Below are 19829 nucleotides of genomic sequence, written 5' to 3'. Positions count from 1 at the left end.
ACAGGTCGGCCTCAGGGTCGTCGTGCATGCAGCGGCGGCGCGATCGTGCGCGGGAGCCATACGGCGCGACGAGAGTTACACCAGCGCAACGACCCCGCATGGGGCGTCTATTCCCTTGCGAAGGTTCGACTCATGACTATTGCGCGATCGCGCGTCGAAAACGGCGGCCTGATCCTGTTCCTCGCGCTCATCACGGTCGCGCTGGGCATGGTGGTTTCGAGCTTCGCCGGCGCGTTGCTATGGGCTGCGCTGGCGGCCCTACTGTTCCAGCCGCTGTTCCAGCGCCTGCTCGCGCGGTGGCCGAACCGGCGCAACACCGCCGCGGCGGTCACCATCCTGATCATCACGGTCGCGGTCGTGATCCCGGCGATGATCGTCACCAGCCTGGTGATCGAACAGGCCGCCGGCGTCTACAACCAGATGCGCAGCGGCCAGATCAACTTCGCGTCCTATTTCGAACAGGTGCACGATGCGCTGCCGATGCGGCTGCAGCGGCTGCTCGACAAGGCGGGGTTCGGCAGCTTCGAGCGCGCACAGGCGGAAATATCGCAGGCGATCGGCAGCAGCGCGAGCATGCTGGCACAGCGCGCGCTCTCGATCGGCGCGAACGCCGCGGCGTTCATCCTCGCGTTCGGCGTTGGGCTTTACGTGACCTTCTTCCTGTTGCGCGACGGGGGGCGGATCGGCCCCGCGATCGTGCGCGCACTGCCGCTCGAGCATTCGGTGGCGCAGCGCCTGGCGGACAAGTTCGTGTCGGTCGTCCGCGCGACGATCAAGGGATCGGGCGTCGTGGCGCTGGTCCAGGGTGCGCTCGGCGCGGTGACCTTCTGGATCGTCGGGCTGCCGGCGGCGCTGCTCTGGGGCATGCTGATGGTGATCGCGGCGCTGTTGCCCGCGGTGGGGCCGGCGATCATCTGGGGACCGGTCGCGATCTATCTGCTGGCGACGGGGGCGATCTGGCAGGCGGCAGTGGTGATCCTGTCGGGCGTGATCGTGATCGGCCTGGCCGACAACATCCTGCGCCCGATCCTGGTCGGCCGCGACACCGGTATCCCCGACTGGCTGGTGCTGGTCACGACGCTGGGCGGGATCAACCTGGTCGGGCTGAGCGGTATCGTCGTCGGTCCGCTAGCGGGCGCGCTGTTCATCACCGGCTGGCAGATCCTGACCGAACAGAGGGCAGCCGGTGGGGCGGTACAGGATCCAGCACCACGCGACGCATCCTGATAAAAGGGCTGCGCGTCCCGTCGCAAAACGGGGCGGGGCGTGCTATATACGCTGCGTGTCCATCGCCATCCCCCACTGCTACGCCATCGGCATCGAGCCGGCCGACATCGACTTCATGGGTCACGTCAACAACGCGAACTACCTGAAGTGGGTGCAGGCCGCGGTCGTCGACCATTGGCAGCGGCTCGCGCCGCCCGACGCGGTCGCCGCGCATCTGTGGGTCGCGCTCAAGCACGAGATCACCTATCGCAAGCCCGCGTTCCTGAACGACGACGTGATCGCGACGGTGCTGCTCGAGAAGGTCCAGGGCGCGCGCGCCTTTTACGAGACGATCATCAAGCGCGGCGAGGATGTGCTCGCCGAGGTCAAGTCGAGCTGGTGCTGCCTTGACGCCGAGACGCTTCGGCCGTCGCGGCTGGCGAACAGCGTGATCGAGCATTTCTTCCCCAAGGACGCCGAGTAGCCGTTTTTCCGCGTGCGCAGGAAAACGGCTAGAGCACCGTGTACGGCACCGGTCCGCGCCGGTCGGGATCGACACGGATCTCGCTCGCGGCGGGTGGAAACGCGCGCTGGTCGCAGTCGGGGCGGAGGCAGATGCGGCAGGATGTGCCGATCGGTGTCGCGATGCCGCCAAGGCCGTCGGCGTAGATGAACTCTGACGCATTCGCCTCCTCGCAGCCCAGCGCGACCGCGTAGCGGCGGGCGGGGCGGGTGTAGGTTTCGGACGGCTTCACCAGCCCCTTCGCCATCGAGACGTAGCGGGTGCCGTCGGGCGTCTCGACCAGTTGCGCGAGGATGCGGTCGGGGATCGCGACCGCTTCGTGCACGATCCACAGCGGACAGGCACCGCCGAACCGCGCGAACTGCAGCCGGGTGGCGCTGTGCCGCTTGGTGATGTTGCCCGCCATGTCGACGCGGCAGAAGAAGAACGGGATGCCGAGTGCGCCCGGCCGCTGCAGCGTCGAGAGCCGGTGGCAGGTCTGTTCGAAACTCGTCCCGAAGCTGCGCCGAAGCCGGTCGATGTCGTGCCGCATCGCGCGCGCGGTATCGCGAAAGCGAGTGTACGGCATGACCAGCGCGCCCGCAGCGTAATTGGTCAGCCCGGCGGCCAGCAAGGCGCGGCCGGTGTCGGACGCCATGTCGGACCCGGCGACGATCTCGGCGACGAGCGGGGCGAATTCGATCCGCGCGAGCTGGTGCGCGAGCGAGAAGAGCGTCGTCTCGCGCGGCTGGCTGCCGTCGAGATCGAGCCGGCCGTCCGCGTAGGCGCGCAGCGGTGCCGCGGCGGCGGTCGACCGGTTCACCGCGACGCCGTGGTCTGCGAGGCGCGCTTCGAACTGCGCAATACCCTGGACCTCTTCGCCGATCGCCTCGGCACGGCGGTCGATCGCGTCGACGTAATTGCCCGCGGCGTGAAACCAGTCGCGGACGTCCTCCCAAGGCAGCACGCCGATGCTCGACCCCGCGTCGAGCCGGTCGTCGAGCGCGCGCAGCTGGTCCTGCGAGCGGCGATAGGCGGCGTGCATCGCAACGAGGCGACGCGCGAGGCGCGGTTGATGCGTCACCGCGCGGCGCAGCTCGGCCTCATCGAGCCGGTGGTCGGCGACGCTGGTATCGGCCATCGCCTCCAGCGTCGCGACCAGCAGCGTGGTGTCGGCTGCGGCATCGATGCTGCCCCAATCGGCGGGAAATTCGCGTGCGAGCGTCATCAGCACGGGTGCGGTGACCGGGCGATCACCATTCTCGATCTGCGACAGATAGCTGACCGAAATCCCGATCCGCGCAGCCATCGCCGCCTGCGACACCGCCAGCCGTGCGCGCAGTTCGCGCAGGCGGTGGCCGGCGAAGATTCGGCGGGGCGGGCTGGACATGGGCGAGGGATAGTTTGCAAAGAGGGGCCCGACAAGTTTGCAAGATCACATTTGCCGTTCGCGTGCCGCTCTGGAAGGAGAGGGCGCAAGACCAAGGAGAGTCCATGTCCTCGACGATCGAAGAGCTCGCCAAGCGCCGTGAAGCCGCCCGGGTCGGCGGTGGCGAGAAGCGCATCGCCGCGCAGCATGCCAAGGGCAAGCTGACCGCGCGCGAACGGCTCGACGTCCTGCTCGACGAGAATTCGTTCGAGGAGCTCGACATGTTCGTCGAGCATAACTGCATCGATTTCGGCATGGCCGAGCAGGTCTATCCGGGCGACGGCGTGGTCACCGGCTCCGGCACTATCAACGGCCGCCTGGTGTTCGTGTTCAGCCAGGACTTCACGGTGTTCGGCGGGTCGCTCAGCGAACGCCATGCGCAGAAGATCTGCAAGGTCATGGACATGGCGATGAAGGTCGGTGCGCCGGTCATCGGCCTCAACGATTCCGGCGGCGCGCGCATCCAGGAGGGCGTCGCGAGTCTCGGCGGCTATGCCGACGTGTTCCAGCGCAACGTGCTGGCGAGCGGCGTCGTCCCGCAGCTCTCGCTCATCATGGGCCCCTGCGCGGGCGGCGCGGTGTACAGCCCGGCTATGACCGACTTCATCTTCATGGTGAAGGATTCGAGCTACATGTTCGTCACCGGTCCCGATGTCGTGAAGACGGTGACCAACGAAGTGGTGACGCAGGAGGCGCTGGGCGGCGCGGTGACGCACACCACCAAGACCAGCGTCGCGGACAACGCGTTCGAGAACGACATCGAGGCGCTGCTCGCCGCGCGCGACTTCATCGATTTCCTTCCCGCATCGAACCGCGAGGGCGTGCCCGAGCGGCCGACCGCGGACGAATGGGACCGCATCGAGGACAGCCTCGACACGCTGATCCCGGACTCGGCCAACCAGCCCTACGACATGCACGAGCTGATCCGGAAGGTCGTCGACGAGGGCGATTTCTTCGAGACGCAGCCGGCGCACGCAGCGAACATCATCACCGGGTTCGGGCGGATCGAGGGGCGCACGGTCGGGTTCGTGGCGAACCAGCCGATGGTGCTGGCGGGCGTGCTCGACATCAATTCGTCGAAGAAGGCGGCGCGGTTCGTGCGCTTCTGCGACGCGTTCGACATTCCGATCGTGACCTTCGTCGACGTGCCGGGGTTCCTGCCGGGCACCGCGCAGGAGCATAACGGCATCATCAAGCACGGCGCCAAGCTGCTGTTCGCGTACGGCGAGGCGACCGTGCCGAAGATTACCGTGATCACGCGCAAGGCGTATGGCGGCGCATACGACGTGATGGCGTCGAAGCATCTGCGCGGCGACCTCAACTATGCCTGGCCGACCGCGGAGATCGCGGTGATGGGCGCGAAGGGCGCGGTCGAGATCATCTTCCGCGGCAAGACGCCGGAAGAGATCGCGGCGCGGACCGCCGAATACGAGGCGCGCTTCGCAAACCCGTTCGTGGCCGCGAGCAAGGGGTTCATCGACGAGGTGATCCAGCCGCATTCGACGCGCCGGCGGATCGCGCTGGGCCTGCGGAAACTCCGCGGCAAGGCGCTGGAGAATCCGTGGAAGAAGCATGACAACATCCCGCTGTGAGCGTGCGTTGCATGTCGGCCGCCTGCACATTATCATGTCATGCGAAGGAGTCGTGACATGCAGACCGAACGCGTGACGTTTCTGACCACCCCCGATCACAAAGCCGCGCTCGATGCGTTCGCGGTGGGCAGCGGCCGCTCGGTCGGACATGTCGTCCGCGAGGCGACCAGCCAGTATATCGCCGGAGGGGAAGGCGACGAGCAGGAGGCCCTTGCCCTGTTGTCGCACGAGATTTCGCTCGCGGTGCCGCGGATGCAGGCCGACATGCGCGAAGCGATCGCGTCGATCGAACGCGCCAACAAGGTGGTCGACGATATCCTTGCAGGCGGGACAAGGCATCCGTGAGCACGATCGGAGAAGCGCTGAAGGCGTTGCGGACGGTCCTGTTGATGCAGGACGACGTCCGCTTTCTCAAAGAGGCCGCCACGGCGCAGAGCGAGCGGCTGTCGCGGCTGGCCGAGGCGCATGGCGATCTGCGTGATCGCGTGTCCCGGCTCGAGGGCATGATAGAGGGCGCGGCGATGGCGGCCGCGCGGCAGCGGAGGATCGAGGAATGATCTTGGCCCTTCTTCTCCAGGCGGCAGCGGTTGCTGCGCCGGCTCCCGCCGCACCGGCATGGAAGTTCGCCGACCGGACCAACGCCGCCGGCGTCCGCAGCGCGTCGGCATCGGTCACGGGCCGCGACGGGCTGTCGCGGTTCGTCGTCAAGTGCGACGTGGCGTCCGAGCCGATCGTCTCGATCCAGTTCATCCAGCCGACCGCGATCGGGCAGTCGGCCGACAAGGCGGTCTCGGTCCGGTTCGACGGCGGGCCGGCCTTCACCTATCTGTGGCAGTTCCCGGGGACCGCGACCTACATCACCGATCCCGAGGCGATCACCCGGCTGACGACCTTCCTCGTCAAGTCCAGGTCGGTCGGCGTCGAGACCACCAACGGATCGAACTTCGCGGTCCAGGCGGTGTTCGACGCAACGGGCAGCGATGCGCTGGTCCGCAAGGTGCTCGGCGTCTGCGGCTACACGCTGGGCGTCGTGCCTCCGCCGCCGCCAGCGCTCAAGGAGCCGAAATGACGATTGCGACGACCCTGGGGCGCCTCAACCATGTCGGCGTCGCGACGCCGTCGATCGCGAAGTCGGTCGAGACCTATCGCACGCTGCTCGGCGCGACCGCGATCGGCGAACCGTTCGACCTGGCCGCGCAGGGCGTGAAGGTGTGTTTCATCGACGCGCCGAACACGCAGATCGAACTGATCGAACCTTATGACGAGAGCTCGCCGATCGCGGGATTCCTGCGGAAGAATCCGGCGGGGGGGCAGCATCACGTGTGTTTCGAGGTGCCCGACATCGATGCCGCGGTCGCGGACCTGACCGCGAAGGGCGCGACCGTGCTGGGTGTGCCGCGGATCGGTGCGCACGGCACGCCGATCATATTCGTCCACCCGAAGGATTTCGGCGGGATGCTGGTGGAATTGATGGAAACCCCGAAGGACTCGCATTGACCGCAGAGCATATCCTGATCGAGCGGCGCGGCGACGTGCTGGTGCTGACGCTAAACCGGCCCGACCGGCTCAACGCCGCGCCGCCGGCGATGTTCGACGCGTTGAAGGCTGCACTCGACTCGCTGGACGGTGCGCGCGCGGTGCTGATCGCGGGGGCGGGGCGGGCGTTCTGCTCGGGCGCGGACGTCGGCGGTGGCGCGCTCGGCGCCGACGATCCCGGCGCGGCCACGTTCGCGGCGCTGACCGACAGCTATAACCCGCTGATGGCGGCGATCGCCGATCTCGGCGTGCCGGTGGTCAGCGCGGTGCGCGGGCCTGCGGCGGGGATCGGCTGCAGCCTCGCGCTCGCCGCGGATTTCTGCGTCGCGAGCGAGACCGCCTATTTCCTGCAGGCGTTCGTCAATATCGGGCTGGTGCCCGATGGCGGCGCGTCGTGGATGCTGCCGCGACTGATCGGCAAGGCACGGGCGACCGAGATGATGATGCTCGGCGAGCGCGTGCCGGCGGCGAAGGCGCTCGACTGGGGCATGGTGCACAAGGTCGTCGCGGACGACGCGCTGGATGCCGAGGCGTTCGCGCTGGCGGAGCGGCTGGCGGCGATGCCGACGGTGGCGCTCGGGCTGATGCGGCGGGCGATCGTGCAGGGCTATGAAAGCGACTATGCGACCGCGATGCGGGTCGAGGCCGAGAACCAGCGCGCGGCGCGGGGGACGGCGGATTCGATGGAAGGCGGGATCGCGTTCCTGACGAAGCGCAAGCCGGTGTTCGCCGGGCGATGAGCCTTGCTCCCGCCACCACCCCGGCGGAGGCCGGGGCCCAGTTGGGTAACGGACAATTGACTGGTGCTGCGCTCCATTACCTCGACCTTTCCAACTGGGCCCCGGCCTCCGCCGGGGTGGTGTTTCAAGTATGACTGACAAACCGACCCCCACCCTTGCCGACTGGCAGGCTGCCGCCGCCAAGGAAGTAAAGGGCGCCGACCTGACTTGGCCCACCCCCGAGGGCATCGACGTCAAGCCGCTCTACACCGCCGAGGACGTCACCGTGGATCCCGGCCTGCCGGGTTTCGCGCCGTTCACGCGCGGCGTGCGCGCGTCGATGTATGCGGGGCGGCCGTGGACGATCCGGCAGTACGCCGGCTTCTCGACCGCGGAGGCTTCCAACGCCTTCTACCGCCGCAACCTCGCCGCCGGGCAGAAAGGGCTGAGCGTCGCGTTCGATCTGGCCACGCACCGCGGCTATGACAGTGACCATCCGCGCGTGACCGGCGACGTCGGCAAGGCGGGCGTCGCGATCGACAGCGTCGAGGACATGAAGATCCTGTTCGACGGCATCCCGCTCGACGAGATGTCGGTCAGCATGACGATGAACGGCGCGGTGATCCCGATCCTCGCCTTCTTCATCGTCGCGGGCGAGGAACAGGGCGTGCCGCGCGCGCAGCTCGACGGGACCATCCAGAACGACATCCTCAAGGAGTTCATGGTCCGCAACACGTACATCTACCCGCCCGAGCCCAGCATGCGGATCATCTCGGACATCTTCGGCTATACCAGCCGGGAGATGCCGAAGTTCAACAGCATCTCGATCAGCGGCTATCACATGCAGGAGGCGGGGGCGACGCAGCTCCACGAGCTCGCCTTCACGATCGCTGACGGCCGCGAGTACGTGAAATACGGTGTCGCGAGCGGGCTCGACATCGACAAGTTCGCCGGGCGGCTGTCGTTCTTCTTCGCGATCGGCATGAACTTCTTCATGGAGATCGCCAAGCTGCGCGCGGCGCGCGTGCTGTGGCACCGGGTGATGACCGATCTGGGCGCGAAGGACGAGCGCTCGAAGATGCTGCGCACGCATTGCCAGACGAGCGGCGTGTCGCTGACCGAGCAGGATCCGTACAACAACGTCATGCGCACCACGATCGAGGCGATGGCGGCGATGCTGGGGGGCACGCAGTCGCTCCACACCAACGCGCTCGACGAGGCGATCGCGCTGCCGACCGACTTCTCGGCGCGGATCGCGCGCAACACGCAGATCGTGATCCAGGAAGAGACGGGGATGACCAAGGTCGTCGATCCGCTGGGTGGCAGCTATTATATCGAGAGCCTGACGCAGAGCCTGGTCGACGGCGCGTGGGAGATCATCGAGCGGGTCGAGCGCGAGGGCGGGATGGCCAAGGCGGTCGCCGCGGGCTGGCCCAAGGCGATGATCGAGGAAGCCGCCGCCGGACGGCAGGCACGCGTCGATCGCGGCGAGGACGTCATCGTCGGGGTGAACAAGTACAAGCTCGCCGAGCAGGACCCTATCGACATTCTCGACGTCGACAACGTCGCGGTCCGCGAAGGCCAGATCGCGCGGATCAAGCGGGTGAAGGCGGCGCGCGACGAGGCGGCGTGCCGGGCGGCGCTGGATGCGCTGCGCGAGGGTGCGCGGGGGACCGACAACCTGCTCGCGCTCGCGGTCGATGCGGCCCGCGCGCGCGCGACGCTCGGCGAGATTTCGTCGGCGATGGAGGATGTGTTCGGCCGCTATGGGACGCAGCCGACGCCGGTGTCGGGCATCTATGGCGGCGCGTACCAGGACGATGCGCGCTGGACCCGGCTGACCGACGGGGTCGCGGCGACCGAGCGACGGATCGGCCGCAAGCCGCGGATGCTGGTCGCCAAGATGGGGCAGGACGGGCACGACCGCGGCGCGAATCTCGTCAGCTCGATGTTCGGCGACCTGGGGTTCGAGATCGTGCCGGGGCCGCTGTTCCAGACACCGTCCGAGGCCGCGGCGCTGGCGGTCGCGAGCGACGTCGACGTCGTCGGCGCGTCGAGCCTCGCTGCGGGCCACAAGACTCTGATCCCCGAGCTGATCGGCCACCTGCGCGAGGCAGGGCGTGCCGACATTAAGGTGATCGCGGGTGGCGTGATCCCCGCGCAGGACTATCAGACGTTGCGCGATGCCGGGGTGCAGGCGATCTTCGGCCCCGGTACCAATCTCGTCGAGGCGGCGGAGGAAGTCCTCCGCCTGCTCGGCCACAACATGCCGCCCCAAGAGGAAGCCGCAGAATGACCGATACACTATTGTCCCGCTCGCGGGAGGGGCTAGGGGAGGGCCTGTCGATGGGCAGCGCCGTTCCCGACCAGGCCCACTCCCAGCCCCTCCCGCGTGCGGGAGGGGAGTCCAGAACCGACTGGACCCGCGCGGAAATCAGCGCGCTGTTCGACCTTCCGTTCGACGAGCTCATGTTCCGCGCGCAGACCGTCCACCGCGCGCATCACGCCGCGGGCGAAGTGCAGCTGTGCACGTTGCTGTCGATCAAGACCGGCGGCTGCCCCGAGGATTGCGGCTATTGCTCGCAATCCGCCTCGGCCGACACGCAGTTGAAGGCCGAGAAGCTGATGGAGGTGCAGGCCGTGCTCGCGTCCGCCGCCGAAGCCAAGGCCGCAGGCTCGCAGCGTTTCTGCATGGGCGCCGCGTGGCGCAACCCCAAGGACCGCGACATGGGCAAGGTGATCGCGATGGTCGAGGGCGTGAAGGCGATGGGCCTCGAGACATGCATGACGCTCGGCATGCTCGAGCCGCATCAGGCGCGGCAGCTCGCCGATGCGGGGCTCGATTACTACAACCACAATATCGACACGAGCCCCGAGAATTACGGCAATGTGATCACCACGCGCACGTTTGCGGACCGGCTCGATACGCTCGCCAATGTCCGTGACGCGGGCATCAGCGTCTGCTGCGGCGGGATCGTCGGGATGGGCGAGACGCGCGGCGACCGCGTCGGCTTCGTGCACGCGCTGGCGACGTTGCCGCGGCATCCCGAGAGCGTCCCCGTCAACGCGCTGGTGCCGGTGCGCGGCACGCCGCTCGGCGACATGCTGGCGGACACGCCGATGGCAAAGATCGACGACATCGAGTTCGTCCGCACCGTCGCGGTGGCGCGGATCACGATGCCGCTGAGCATGGTCCGCCTGTCCGCGGGCCGCGAGAGCATGGGCGAGGCGACGCAGGCGCTGTGCTTCATGGCCGGCGCGAACTCGATCTTCACGGGCGACAAGCTGCTGACCACGGGCAATGCTGGCGACAGCGCGGATGCGGCGCTGCTGGCGAAGCTGGGGCTGAAGCCAATGCTCGGCGAGGAGCCGATGCGGGTCGCGGCGGAGTGAGGCGTCGCATCGCCGTGCTGCTGGCGTTGCTGACAGCATGGCTTTGCTACGGTCTCGTCATGCTGAGCTTCGCTGATCGAGAAGCTAGCCGGTGTCATCAATTTGGTAGCCTAGCTGCCGAGTGCTTCGGCCCCTTCGGACTCTTTTTCGGTGGGGTCTCAGTCGTCTTCGTGCTCGCCAGCCTCGTGCTGGCATTCCTTGCGCTGCGTTCCTCGTCACAATCGGGTGAGAATTGATGTTCAAGAAAATTCTGGTCGCCAATCGTGGCGAGATCGCGTGTCGGGTCATGCGGACCGCCAAGGCGATGGGCATCAAGACCGTTGCGGTCTATTCGGACGCGGACGCGCGCGCGCCGCATGTGCTGATGGCCGACGAATCCGTCCGGCTCGGGCCGGCGCCGGCGGCGGAGAGCTATCTCAAGGCCGACCTGATCCTGCTCGCCGCGCGCGAGACAGGCGCCGACTGTATCCACCCCGGCTACGGCTTCCTCAGCGAGCGCGAGAGTTTCGCGCGCGCCTGCGCCGAGGCCGGGATCGCGTTCGTCGGCCCGCCGCCCGAGGCGATCGCGGCGATGGGCGACAAGATCGAATCGAAGAAGCTTGCCAAGGCCGCGGGCGTCAACGTCGTCCCCGGCTATCTCGGCGAGATCGACAGCACCGACCATGCGGTCGAGATCGCATCGGGCATTGGCTATCCGGTGATGATGAAGGCGTCCGCCGGCGGCGGCGGCAAGGGCATGCGGCTGGCCTATAGCGAGCAGGACGTTCGCGAGGGCTTCGAGGCGACCAAGCGCGAGGGGCTGGCGAGCTTCGGCGACGACCGCGTGTTCATCGAGAAGTTCATCGAAAGCCCGCGGCATATCGAGATCCAGCTGATCGGCGACCAGCACGGCAACATCGTCTATCTCAACGAACGCGAATGCTCGATCCAGCGCCGCCACCAGAAGGTGGTCGAGGAAGCGCCGTCGCCGTTCGTGACGCCGAAGATGCGGAAAGCCATGGGCGAGCAGGCGGTCGCGCTCGCGCAGGCGGTGGGGTATTTTTCCGCCGGCACGGTCGAGCTGATCGTCTCGGGTGCGGATACGACCGGCGAGGGCTTCTACTTCCTCGAAATGAACACCCGGCTGCAGGTCGAGCATCCGGTGACCGAGGCGATCACCGGGCTCGACCTGGTCGAGTTGATGATCCGCGTGGCGGCGGGCGAGCCGCTGCCGTTTGCGCAAGCCGATGTGCAACTGAACGGCTGGTCGATCGAGAACCGGGTGTACGCGGAGGATCCGTATCGCGGGTTCCTGCCGAGTATTGGGCGGCTGGTCCGGTATAACCCGCCCCTGCCGTTCGCCCTGAGCGAAGTCGAAGGGCACGTCCCAAGCGCAGGTGCTTCGACTACGCTCGGCACGAACGGATATGTGCGCGTCGACGACGGCGTGCGCGAGGGCGGCGAGGTGTCGATGTTCTACGACCCGATGATCGCCAAGCTCATCACCTGGGCGCCGACCCGCGACGAGGCGGTCGATCTGCAGATCGCCGCGCTCGACGCGTTCGAGATCGAGGGGCCGGGCAACAACATCGATTTCCTCTCCGCGATCATGCAGCATCCGCGGTTCCGATCGGGCGCGCTGACCACCGGGTTCATCGCGGAGGAATATCCCGACGGCTTCCACGGCGCGCTGGCGAACCCAGACTTGCTGACGACGCTCGCCGCGGTGGCCGCGTTCGCTGCGACTGCGGAAGCCGATCGCGCGCGGCGGATCGACGGCCAGCTCGGGCGGCGGCTGCGGCCGCCTGCGGACTGGACCGTGACGATCGGCGGCGTCGACCACAATGTGACGGTCTCGACCGACGGGATCGTCGTCGATGGCGAGGACCTTGACGTCGCGCTCGAATATACGCCCGGCGACCGGATGGTCATGGTCGACGGCGCGGAGGACCTGAGCGTCCGCATCGCGCGCACGCGCGGCGGCTTCAAGCTGACGACGCGCGGCGCGAGCCACGCCGTTCGCGTGCTGCCGGCGCGCGCGGCCCCCTATGCGCGGCACATGATCGAGAAGATCGCGCCCGACCTGTCGAAATTCCTGATCTGCCCGATGCCGGGGCTGCTCGTGCGGCTCGACGTCGCGGCAGGGGACAAGGTCGAGGCTGGGCAGCCGCTGGCGGTGGTAGAGGCGATGAAGATGGAGAACATCCTGCGCGCCGAGAAGACCGGGACGGTGAAGTCGGTCGAGGCGAAGGCGGGCGATAGCCTGGCGGTCGACCAGGTGATCCTGGAGCTGGAGTAAGCCGCACCGCCTGCTGTTCTCCCGCGACGGCGGGAGCCCAGGGTTACGGAGGACCGCGCTCGCGACTCCTGGGCTCCCGCCTTCGCGGGAGAACGTCAGGCGGTGACAATGACTCCGTCGGCCACCGTCACCGGCCAGGGGGTAAGTGCGGCCCCCACGCACGGACCGCCGACACACAGCCCGTCGGCGATCTCGAACAGCGCGCCATGCCATGCACAGGCGATCCGCGTCCCGTCGGGGGTCAGATAGGCGTCGAGCGACTGCGCCAACGGCACGCCCATGTGCGGACAGCGATCGACATAGCCGACCACGCTCTCGCCGCGGCGCACGACGAAGCCGTGGAACCGCCCGGCGCGTAGCTGCAGCACGAAATTGCGCGCGGTGCCGTCGGGGATGAGCGCGAGCGGGCCGAGCGTCACGCCGGCCGGGGTCGCGAAGACGCGCTCGATCATCCGGCGTCGGGTTGGCGGTCAGGGTGCGCGGCCTGGAAGGCGGGGAGCGCGCGCGCCCGGTCGACCGCCGCCATCAGCTGCGGATAGGGCGTCAGGTCGACCGCGAACCGCTCGGCCGAATAGACCTGCGGCACGAGGCAGCAATCGGCGATCGTCGGCGTGTCGCCGAACGCGAAGCCACGGCCGTGACGCGCGATCATCACCTCAAGCGCAGCGAAGCCGTCGCCCATCCAGCGCGCCATCCACGCCTGCACCGCGGCGGCGTCGAGTCCGAAGTCGCGCTGGAGCGCCTGCACGACGCGCAGATTGTTGAGCGGATGGATGTCGCACGCGACCGTCGCTGCCATCGCGCGCACGACCGTGCGATCGGTCGCGGCCTCGGGGAGCAGGGCCGGCGAGGGGTAGCGCTCCTCCAGCCATTCGAGGATCGCGGGCGACTGGGTCAGCACGTCGCCGTCCGCCTCCAGCGCGGGCACCAGTCCTTGCGGGTTGAGCGCGCGGTACGCGTCGGACGCCTGCGCGTCGGTGCGCAGGTCATGCGTCACCTGCTCGTAGGCGATGCCTTTGAGCGCGAGCGCTATCCGCACGCGATACGCCGCACCCGAGCGCCAATAGCCGTGTAGGATCATCAGGGCAGCTTCGCCTTCGGGAAGTCCGCCCAGACCGCGTCGTAATCGAGCTGCGCATGGTCGAGCGCGTAGGACGTCGGTTTGTACGGCCAGCAGCTCTCGACCATGAACGCCATCGCGCCGTCGATCTTGTGCGGCTTGAGGTCGGCGTTGCTCGCACCCGTCCAGCTGGCGAGATCGGGGCCGTGACCCGCCATCAGATTGTGCAGCGAGATGCCGCCGGGCGCGAACCCTTCGGCCTTGGCGTCGTACGCGCCGGTGATCAGCCCCATCGCCTCGGACATGATGTTGCGGTGGAACCAGGGCGGGCGGAACGTGTCCTCGGCGACCATCCAGCGCGGCGGGAAGATCACGAAATCGGCGTTGGCGCGCCCGGGCACGTCGCTGGGCGAGGTCAGCAGCGTGAAGATCGACGGATCGGGATGGTCGAAGCTGACGCTGCCGATCGTGTTGAAGCGGGCGAGATCGTAGCGCCACGGCGCGAGGTTGCCGTGCCACGCGACGACGTCGAGCGGGGAATGGTCGAGCGTCGTCGTCCACAGGCTGCCCATGAACTTCTGGACGACCTGCGTCGGTTCGTCGTGATCCTCGAACCACGCGACCGGCGTCTCGAAATCGCGCGCGTTGGCGAGGCCGTTGGCGCCGATCGGGCCGAGATCGGGGAGGCGGAACAGGCCGCCGTGATTCTCGACGACATAGCCGCGCGCGGTGCCGTCGGGGAGTGCCACGCGGAACCGCACGCCGCGCGGGACCAGCGCGATCTGCCCCGGCGCGATCACCAGGCGGCCGAGTTCGGTGACGACGTCGAGGCGGCCGGCCTGCGGCACGAACAGCAATTCGCCGTCCGCGTCCATGAACACGCGGTCCATGTCGGTGTCGGCGGCATAGACGTGGAGCGCGACTCCCTCGAGATCGGCGGGGTCGCGGTTGGCGAGCATCGTCGTGATGCCGTCGAGCCAGTCGGTCCCGGGGGCACAGGCCGCGACCGGATCCCAGCGCAACCGGTTGGGCGCGAGCGGCGCGTCGCCAGTGCCGGGGGCGAACCGGGCCGCGCCGGCGTAGCGCGTGTAGGGCGGATGCTCGGCGGTCGGGCGCAAGCGGTAGAGCCAGCTGCGGCGATTCTCGTGACGCGGTGCGGTGAAGGCCGTGCCCGACAGCTGCTCGGTATAGAGCCCGAAGGCAGGGCGCTGCGGCGAATTGCGCCCGATCGGCAGCGCGCCGGGGACGGCTTCGGTCGAGACGTGGTTGCCGAAGCCGGGGAGGTAGGTTCCGGCGGTCGCGCCCGCGTCGCTCGGCTGGTGCATTGTCATGGGCTTCCTCTCCAACACCTGTTCCGATTCTTCGCGGGTGTGACCGCCTCACCTTCCCTCGCCGTTCTCCCGCGAAGGCGGGAGTCCAGGAGCCAAGCAGCGCTGCGTTCCGTAACCCTGGACTCCCGCCTTCGCGGGAGAACGGGTGGGGATTACGCGTCGACGGTGATCACCCCGCGGCGGATCTGGTCGAGTTCGATGCTCTCGTACAGCGCCTGGAAATTGCCGTTGCCGAAGCCTTCATTGCCCTTGCGCTGGATGATCTCGAAGAAGATCGGCCCGAACATCGTCTCGGTGAAGATCTGCAGCAACAACCCTTCCTCGCCGACATTGCCGTCGAGCAGGATGCGGTTCGCCTTGAGGCGCGCGAGGTCTTCGCCGTGGTTCGGCACGCGCTTGTCGACCAGTTCGTAATAGGTCTCGATCGTGTCCTGCAGCTTGACGCCCCGCGCGCGCAGCTTCTCGACGGTGGTGTAGATGTCGTCGGTGGTCAGCGCGAGATGCTGGATGCCCTCGCCGTTATAGTCGCGGATGAACTCCTCGATCTGGCTCTTGTCGTCCTGGCTCTCGTTGAGCGGGATGCGGATCGCGCGGTCGGGCGCGATCATCGCCTGGCTGAACAGTCCGGTCGCCTTGCCCTTGATGTCGAAATATTTCTGCTCCTCGAACCCGAAGATCTGGCCGTAAAAGGCCGACCAGGTCCGCATCTGCCCGCGCTTCACATTGTGCGTGAGGTGGTCGAGAAGGTCGAGCCCGACATTGTTCTCGGCTTCCGCTTCCGCGGCACCCGGGACCGGGGTCCAGTCGTCGTAGAGCGAGCCGGCGGCGCCGTGGCGGTCGACCAGGTACAGCAGCGACCCGCCGATCCCTTCGAGCACATAGCCTGTCCCGAGCGCGCCGGTGCTCGCATCCGCCGCCTTGGCGCCGCGCGCGACGGCCGCGTCGAACGCGGTCTTGGCGTCGGCGACGCGGAACGCCATCCCGCTTGCCGACGGTCCGTGCGCCGCGGCGAAGGCCGACGCGTGCGAGTCCGGTTCGCGGTTGAGCAGCAGGTTGATCCGGCCCTGCTTGTAGCGCGTCACAGCGCGCGTCGGGTGCGTCGACGCCGCCACGAAACCGAGCTGCTCGAACTGCCGCGCCATCGCGTCGGCGTCGGGGGCGGTGAATTCGCAGAACTCGAAACCGTCGAGCCCCATCGGGTTGACGTCCATATGGTCCATGTCGCGTGTCCTTGCCGTCGGCTTAGTATCTGTTGATACCAATTTGTCGGGTTGCGGCGATGGTGTCAACCGTTACCATCTCGCTATGACCGCCCAACCGACCGTCCGCCCCCTCGTCCTCGACGACTTCATCCCGTTCCGCCTGTCCTACACGTCGAACCTGGTCAGCGAGCGTGTCGCGCGCGCGTACGAGGCGCTGTTCGGACTGACGATCCCGCAATGGCGGCTGGTCGCGGTGGTCGCCGAGACGGGCGGGATCAGCCAGGGCGAGATCGGGCAGCGTACGCGGATGGACAAGGTGACGGTCAGCCGCGCGGCGATCGGACTGGTCGAGCGCGGCCTGCTCGACCGGTGCGACAACCCTGGCGACAAGCGCTCGCACCTGCTCGTGCTGACCGGGGCGGGGCGCGCGCTCTATGCCGACGTCGCGCCCAAGGCGCGCGACCTGGAGGCGCGGATCTTCGCCGGGTTCGGGGCGGAGGAGATCGCCGGGTTCGTGGCGATGCTGCGGCGGATCGATGCGGCGACCGCCGCGCTGGACTGACGCTCGAACCGCGTGCGAACGCGCTAGTCGAGCGACCGGCGGAACGTCTCGGGCAGCAGGAACAGTCCGATCGCGACCGTGGCCGCCGCGGCGACGACGGGATACCAGAGCCCGTAATAGATGTTCCCCGTCGCCGCGACCATCGCGAACGCGGTCGTCGGCAGGAACCCGCCGAACCAGCCATTGCCGATATGATAGGGCAGCGACATCGAGGTGTAGCGGATCCGCGTCGGGAACAGCTCGACCAGCAACGCCGCGATCGGGCCGTAGACCATCGTCACGTAGAGGACGAGGATCGTGAGGTAGAACACGACGAGCGGCTTGTTCATCGCCGTGATATCGGCCTTTTCGGGATAGCCGACCGCGGACAGCGCAGCCTTTGCGCGGACCCCGAACGCCTTGATTGCATCGGCGCGTGCGGCGCCCGTCACCTGGCGCGGATCGACCGTTTCGACCACGGTCCCGCCGATCCGGATCGTTGCGAGCGTGCCTGCGGGCGCGGCGACATTCTCGTACGAGACGCCGGCCTTTGCCAGATACGCCTTGGCGATGTCGCATGAGCTCGAATCGAACTTGTTCTTGCCGATCGGATCGAACTGCACCGAGCATTCGCCGGGGTCGGCAACGACGGTCACGGGCGCGTTAGCCTGCGCGGCGTAGAGGGCCGGATTGGCTGCGCGCGACAGGCCGTGGAACAGCGGGAAATAGGTGACGGCAGCCAGCAGGCAGCCGGTGAGGATGATCGGCTTGCGCCCGATCCTGTCGCTGAGCCAGCCGAAGAAGACGAACGCCGGGGTCGCGATCAGCAGCGCGATCGCGATCAGGATGTTGGTCGTCGCACCGTCGACGCGCAGCGTCTTCTCGAGGAAGAACAACGCGTAGAACTGGCCCGTATACCAGACCACGCCCTGACCCATCACCGCGCCGAACAGCGCGATCAGCACGATCTTGAGGTTGCCCCATTTCGCGAACGCTTCGGTCAGCGGCGCCTTCGACACCGTGCCTTCGTCCTTCATCTTCTGGAACACCGGGCTTTCGGCGAGCTGCATGCGGATCCACAGCGACACCGCGAGCAGCAGGATCGAGGCGAGGAACGGCACGCGCCAGCCCCAGGCGGCGAACGCCGGTTCGCCGACCAGCGTGCGCACGCCGATCACCATCAGCAGGGCGGCGAACAGCCCCAGCGTCGCGGTGGTCTGTATGAAGCTGGTGTGCAGCCCGCGCCGGTGCGGTGGCGCATGCTCGGCGACATAGGTGGCGGCTCCGCCATATTCGCCGCCGAGCGCGAGGCCCTGGAGCAAGCGGAGCAGGACGAGCAGCACCGGTGCCGCGACGCCCATCGTCGCATAGCTCGGCAGCAGCCCGACGACGAAGGTCGAGACGCCCATGATCCCCATCGTGACGAGGAAGGTGTTCTTGCGCCCGACCATGTCGCCGATCCGCCCGAACACCAGCGCGCCGAACGGCCGCACCGCGAACCCCGCCGCGAACGCCGCGAGCGCGAAGATGAACCCGGTGGTCTCGTTGACGCCCGAAAAAAACTGCGCGGTGATGATCGTCGCGAGCAGGCCGTAGAGGTAGAAATCATACCATTCGAAGACGGTACCCAGCGACGAGGCTATGATGATCATCCGCTCGCTCTGCCGCGCGGGCGTGCCCTCGTTTACTGCCGCTGCCAATCCTGCTCTCCCGTTCGGTTGTGCGCGCGAGTGTCGAGGGAAAGGGCAGTGATTACAACCCAGGTTGATTATGGGCCGAGCAGCGATACCGAATAGGGCATCGAGACGCTGAAGCTCGACCCCGCCGCCATCGTGCCGCGCGGACGGAAGCGGATCGCGGTGATCGCGGCCTGCGCGGCGGCGTTGCCGGGTGCCGGCTGGTACGTCCAAGGCTCGGTGACCAGGTCGAAATTGACGTTGTTGGAGAATTCGACATCGTCGCTGCTGCTGTTCGACGCCGTATAGGTCAGCGCCAGATTGGACGCCGGGGTGCCGTCGCTCGTCGTGACCACTGCGTTCGCCGGGGTCTTGTCGCCGTCCAGCGCGACCACGCCCTTGGCCGGGGTCGGCAGCACGATCCTCAGCGAGTTCGCGTCGAGCGTCGCGATATCGGGGTTGCTGACCGTCACCGTCGTGCGCTGCCGGCTGCCCGGCGTGGCGCGGGGATTGGCGGTGTTCGACTGCGGGTCCCATACTGTCGTCGTGGCGATGACCATCTGCACCGGGTTGGCCGTCAGCGTCAGCGTGATGGAGATCGTGGCGGTGGTGTTGGACGCGCTGGCGCTCGTGTCGTTCACGAGACAGATCTCGGCGCCGAGCAGGTTCACGCCGAGCAATGAACAGAATTGCCATGCCCAAGTGATCTTGAAGTCGCCCTTGTAGATCCCGGGCGGCACGGGGTCGGTGCTGGTCGGGCGGACATACACCTTCACGTCGCTGGCGTCGCCGAGCAGGCCCAGCAGGTTCACCGACGGCCCCTTGAAGACGAAAGCGGTTCCCGGGCTGATCGGGTTCGCGCCGGCGGAATCGGCCGCCAGCGTATAGGTCACCGACCTGGTCGCATCGGTGGTCGAGGTCAGCTTCAGCGGCGTCGCCGCGGACACCGTCGCGCGCGCATAGTCCGAGCTGAGCAGCGACAGGATCGCGGCCGAACAGCCGAAGCCGCTCGACGCGGGCCTGTACGGCACGACGGTCTGCCGCACCGCCGCGGGGGAATAGGTGCCGAGATCGACTGCGGTCGTCGTCCTGACGCTGCACGCCGCAAAGGCGGGGGTCGCGAGCAGGGACACGAGCAGAGACGCCAACAGGGCCGGGGCAAGTCGCCACCGCATCAAGCCGCTTCTCACCGTGTTCCGAGCCCCTCGCATCCAGGTCTCATCGGCTATCCTGCAATCCTTAACGGCGTTTCAAAAACCGGAAATGGGGTTTTCACAGCCGAACCCCGCCCGATCCGGGCTCGGCCCGGTCGGCATAATCTTGCGACAATTGCCGACTAGGCGGTCCTGATGCGTATCGGGGGA

19 protein-coding genes are annotated in these 19829 nt (G+C 67.6%); 12 read left to right on the top strand and 7 right to left on the bottom strand.

Features of this window, described 5'->3' with window-relative positions; all coding sequences use genetic code 11:
* The first annotated feature begins 132 nt into the window (after positions 1–132).
* Together FSB78_RS13555 and FSB78_RS13550 are read left to right on the top strand one after the other, a co-directional pair.
* Positions 133–1227: an AI-2E family transporter gene (locus tag FSB78_RS13555; RefSeq protein WP_147083139.1), complete on the top strand. Its 1095-nt coding sequence runs from the start codon at positions 133–135 to the stop codon at positions 1225–1227.
* 55 nt (positions 1228–1282) lie between these two features.
* Entirely contained in the window at positions 1283–1690 is a 408-nt protein-coding gene (locus FSB78_RS13550) for an acyl-CoA thioesterase (RefSeq protein WP_147083138.1), read from the top strand.
* A gap of 28 nt (positions 1691–1718) precedes the next feature.
* Here the strand turns inward: FSB78_RS13550 and FSB78_RS13545 are convergent, their stop codons facing one another.
* A complete protein-coding gene (locus FSB78_RS13545) occupies positions 1719–3098 on the bottom strand; it encodes a helix-turn-helix domain-containing protein (protein WP_147083137.1) in 1380 nt (459 codons plus the stop codon).
* Between the two features lie 104 nt (positions 3099–3202).
* Here FSB78_RS13545 and FSB78_RS13540 point away from each other — a divergent pair, with 104 nt between their 5' ends.
* The 9 genes from FSB78_RS13540 to FSB78_RS13500 all read left to right on the top strand — a co-directional run bounded on the left by FSB78_RS13540 (position 3203) and on the right by FSB78_RS13500 (position 12655).
* Positions 3203–4729 (top strand): acyl-CoA carboxylase subunit beta, encoded by a 1527-nt coding sequence (locus FSB78_RS13540; RefSeq protein ID WP_147083136.1) that lies wholly within the window; start codon positions 3203–3205, stop codon positions 4727–4729.
* 57 nt (positions 4730–4786) lie between these two features.
* Complete coding sequence (locus FSB78_RS13535; RefSeq protein ID WP_147083135.1) at positions 4787–5074, top strand: hypothetical protein; 288 nt, start codon at positions 4787–4789, stop codon at positions 5072–5074.
* On the top strand, positions 5071–5286 hold the full coding sequence (locus tag FSB78_RS13530; RefSeq protein ID WP_147083134.1) for a hypothetical protein: 216 nt from the start codon (positions 5071–5073) through the stop codon (positions 5284–5286). The genes FSB78_RS13535 and FSB78_RS13530 overlap by 4 nt, the downstream gene beginning before the upstream one ends.
* Positions 5287–5288: 2 nt before the next feature.
* Entirely contained in the window at positions 5289–5798 is a 510-nt protein-coding gene (locus FSB78_RS13525; RefSeq protein WP_147083133.1) for a hypothetical protein, read from the top strand.
* On the top strand, positions 5795–6226 hold the full coding sequence (mce, locus tag FSB78_RS13520) for a methylmalonyl-CoA epimerase (protein WP_147083132.1): 432 nt from the start codon (positions 5795–5797) through the stop codon (positions 6224–6226). Before FSB78_RS13525 ends, mce begins: the two co-directional genes overlap by 4 nt.
* The gene (locus tag FSB78_RS13515; RefSeq protein ID WP_147083131.1) at positions 6223–7005 is read left to right on the top strand and encodes an enoyl-CoA hydratase-related protein; all 783 of its coding nucleotides are present in this window, start codon (positions 6223–6225) and stop codon (positions 7003–7005) included. The genes mce and FSB78_RS13515 overlap by 4 nt, the downstream gene beginning before the upstream one ends.
* A 130-nt stretch (positions 7006–7135) precedes the next feature.
* On the top strand, positions 7136–9280 hold the full coding sequence (gene scpA, locus FSB78_RS13510) for a methylmalonyl-CoA mutase (RefSeq protein WP_147083130.1): 2145 nt from the start codon (positions 7136–7138) through the stop codon (positions 9278–9280).
* A 50-nt stretch (positions 9281–9330) separates the two neighbouring features.
* Positions 9331–10377 carry a biotin synthase BioB gene (gene bioB / locus FSB78_RS13505; protein ID WP_147084207.1) on the top strand — a complete coding sequence of 349 codons (1047 nt, stop codon included), beginning with the start codon at positions 9331–9333 and terminating at the stop codon, positions 10375–10377.
* 232 nt (positions 10378–10609) lie between these two features.
* Complete coding sequence (locus FSB78_RS13500; protein WP_199743182.1) at positions 10610–12655, top strand: acetyl-CoA carboxylase biotin carboxylase subunit; 2046 nt, start codon at positions 10610–10612, stop codon at positions 12653–12655.
* A gap of 95 nt (positions 12656–12750) precedes the next feature.
* On the opposite strand, the gene FSB78_RS13495 is transcribed toward FSB78_RS13500, so the two are convergent.
* From FSB78_RS13495 to hppD, 4 genes are all read right to left on the bottom strand, one after another.
* Positions 12751–13107, bottom strand: a complete 357-nt coding sequence (locus FSB78_RS13495) for a Rieske (2Fe-2S) protein (protein ID WP_147083128.1) — start codon at positions 13105–13107, stop codon at positions 12751–12753.
* Entirely contained in the window at positions 13104–13736 is a 633-nt protein-coding gene (maiA, locus tag FSB78_RS13490) for a maleylacetoacetate isomerase (RefSeq protein WP_147083127.1), read from the bottom strand. Before maiA ends, FSB78_RS13495 begins: the two co-directional genes overlap by 4 nt.
* Positions 13736–15046: a homogentisate 1,2-dioxygenase gene (hmgA, locus tag FSB78_RS13485; RefSeq protein WP_242008278.1), complete on the bottom strand. Its 1311-nt coding sequence runs from the start codon at positions 15044–15046 to the stop codon at positions 13736–13738. The genes maiA and hmgA overlap by 1 nt, the downstream gene beginning before the upstream one ends.
* A 152-nt stretch (positions 15047–15198) precedes the next feature.
* A complete protein-coding gene (hppD, locus tag FSB78_RS13480) occupies positions 15199–16266 on the bottom strand; it encodes a 4-hydroxyphenylpyruvate dioxygenase (RefSeq protein ID WP_147083126.1) in 1068 nt (355 codons plus the stop codon).
* Between the two features lie 85 nt (positions 16267–16351).
* On the opposite strand from hppD, the gene FSB78_RS13475 reads away from it, so the two are divergent.
* Entirely contained in the window at positions 16352–16810 is a 459-nt protein-coding gene (locus FSB78_RS13475) for a MarR family winged helix-turn-helix transcriptional regulator (RefSeq protein ID WP_147083125.1), read from the top strand.
* Between the two features lie 23 nt (positions 16811–16833).
* Here FSB78_RS13475 and FSB78_RS13470 read toward each other — a convergent pair whose 3' ends face one another.
* Together FSB78_RS13470 and FSB78_RS13465 are read right to left on the bottom strand one after the other, a co-directional pair.
* The gene (locus FSB78_RS13470) at positions 16834–18441 is read right to left on the bottom strand and encodes an MFS transporter (RefSeq protein WP_147084203.1); all 1608 of its coding nucleotides are present in this window, start codon (positions 18439–18441) and stop codon (positions 16834–16836) included.
* 116 nt (positions 18442–18557) lie between these two features.
* The gene (locus FSB78_RS13465; protein WP_147083124.1) at positions 18558–19613 is read right to left on the bottom strand and encodes a COG1361 family protein; all 1056 of its coding nucleotides are present in this window, start codon (positions 19611–19613) and stop codon (positions 18558–18560) included.
* Positions 19614–19829 lie beyond the last annotated feature (216 nt).

The sequence above is a fragment of the Sphingomonas ginsenosidivorax genome, from assembly GCF_007995065.1.
Taxonomy (GTDB): Bacteria; Pseudomonadota; Alphaproteobacteria; order Sphingomonadales; family Sphingomonadaceae; genus Sphingomonas; species Sphingomonas ginsenosidivorax.
The sequence above is the reverse complement of the archived record's forward strand: the minus strand, read 5'-3'. Positions and strand labels throughout refer to the sequence as shown.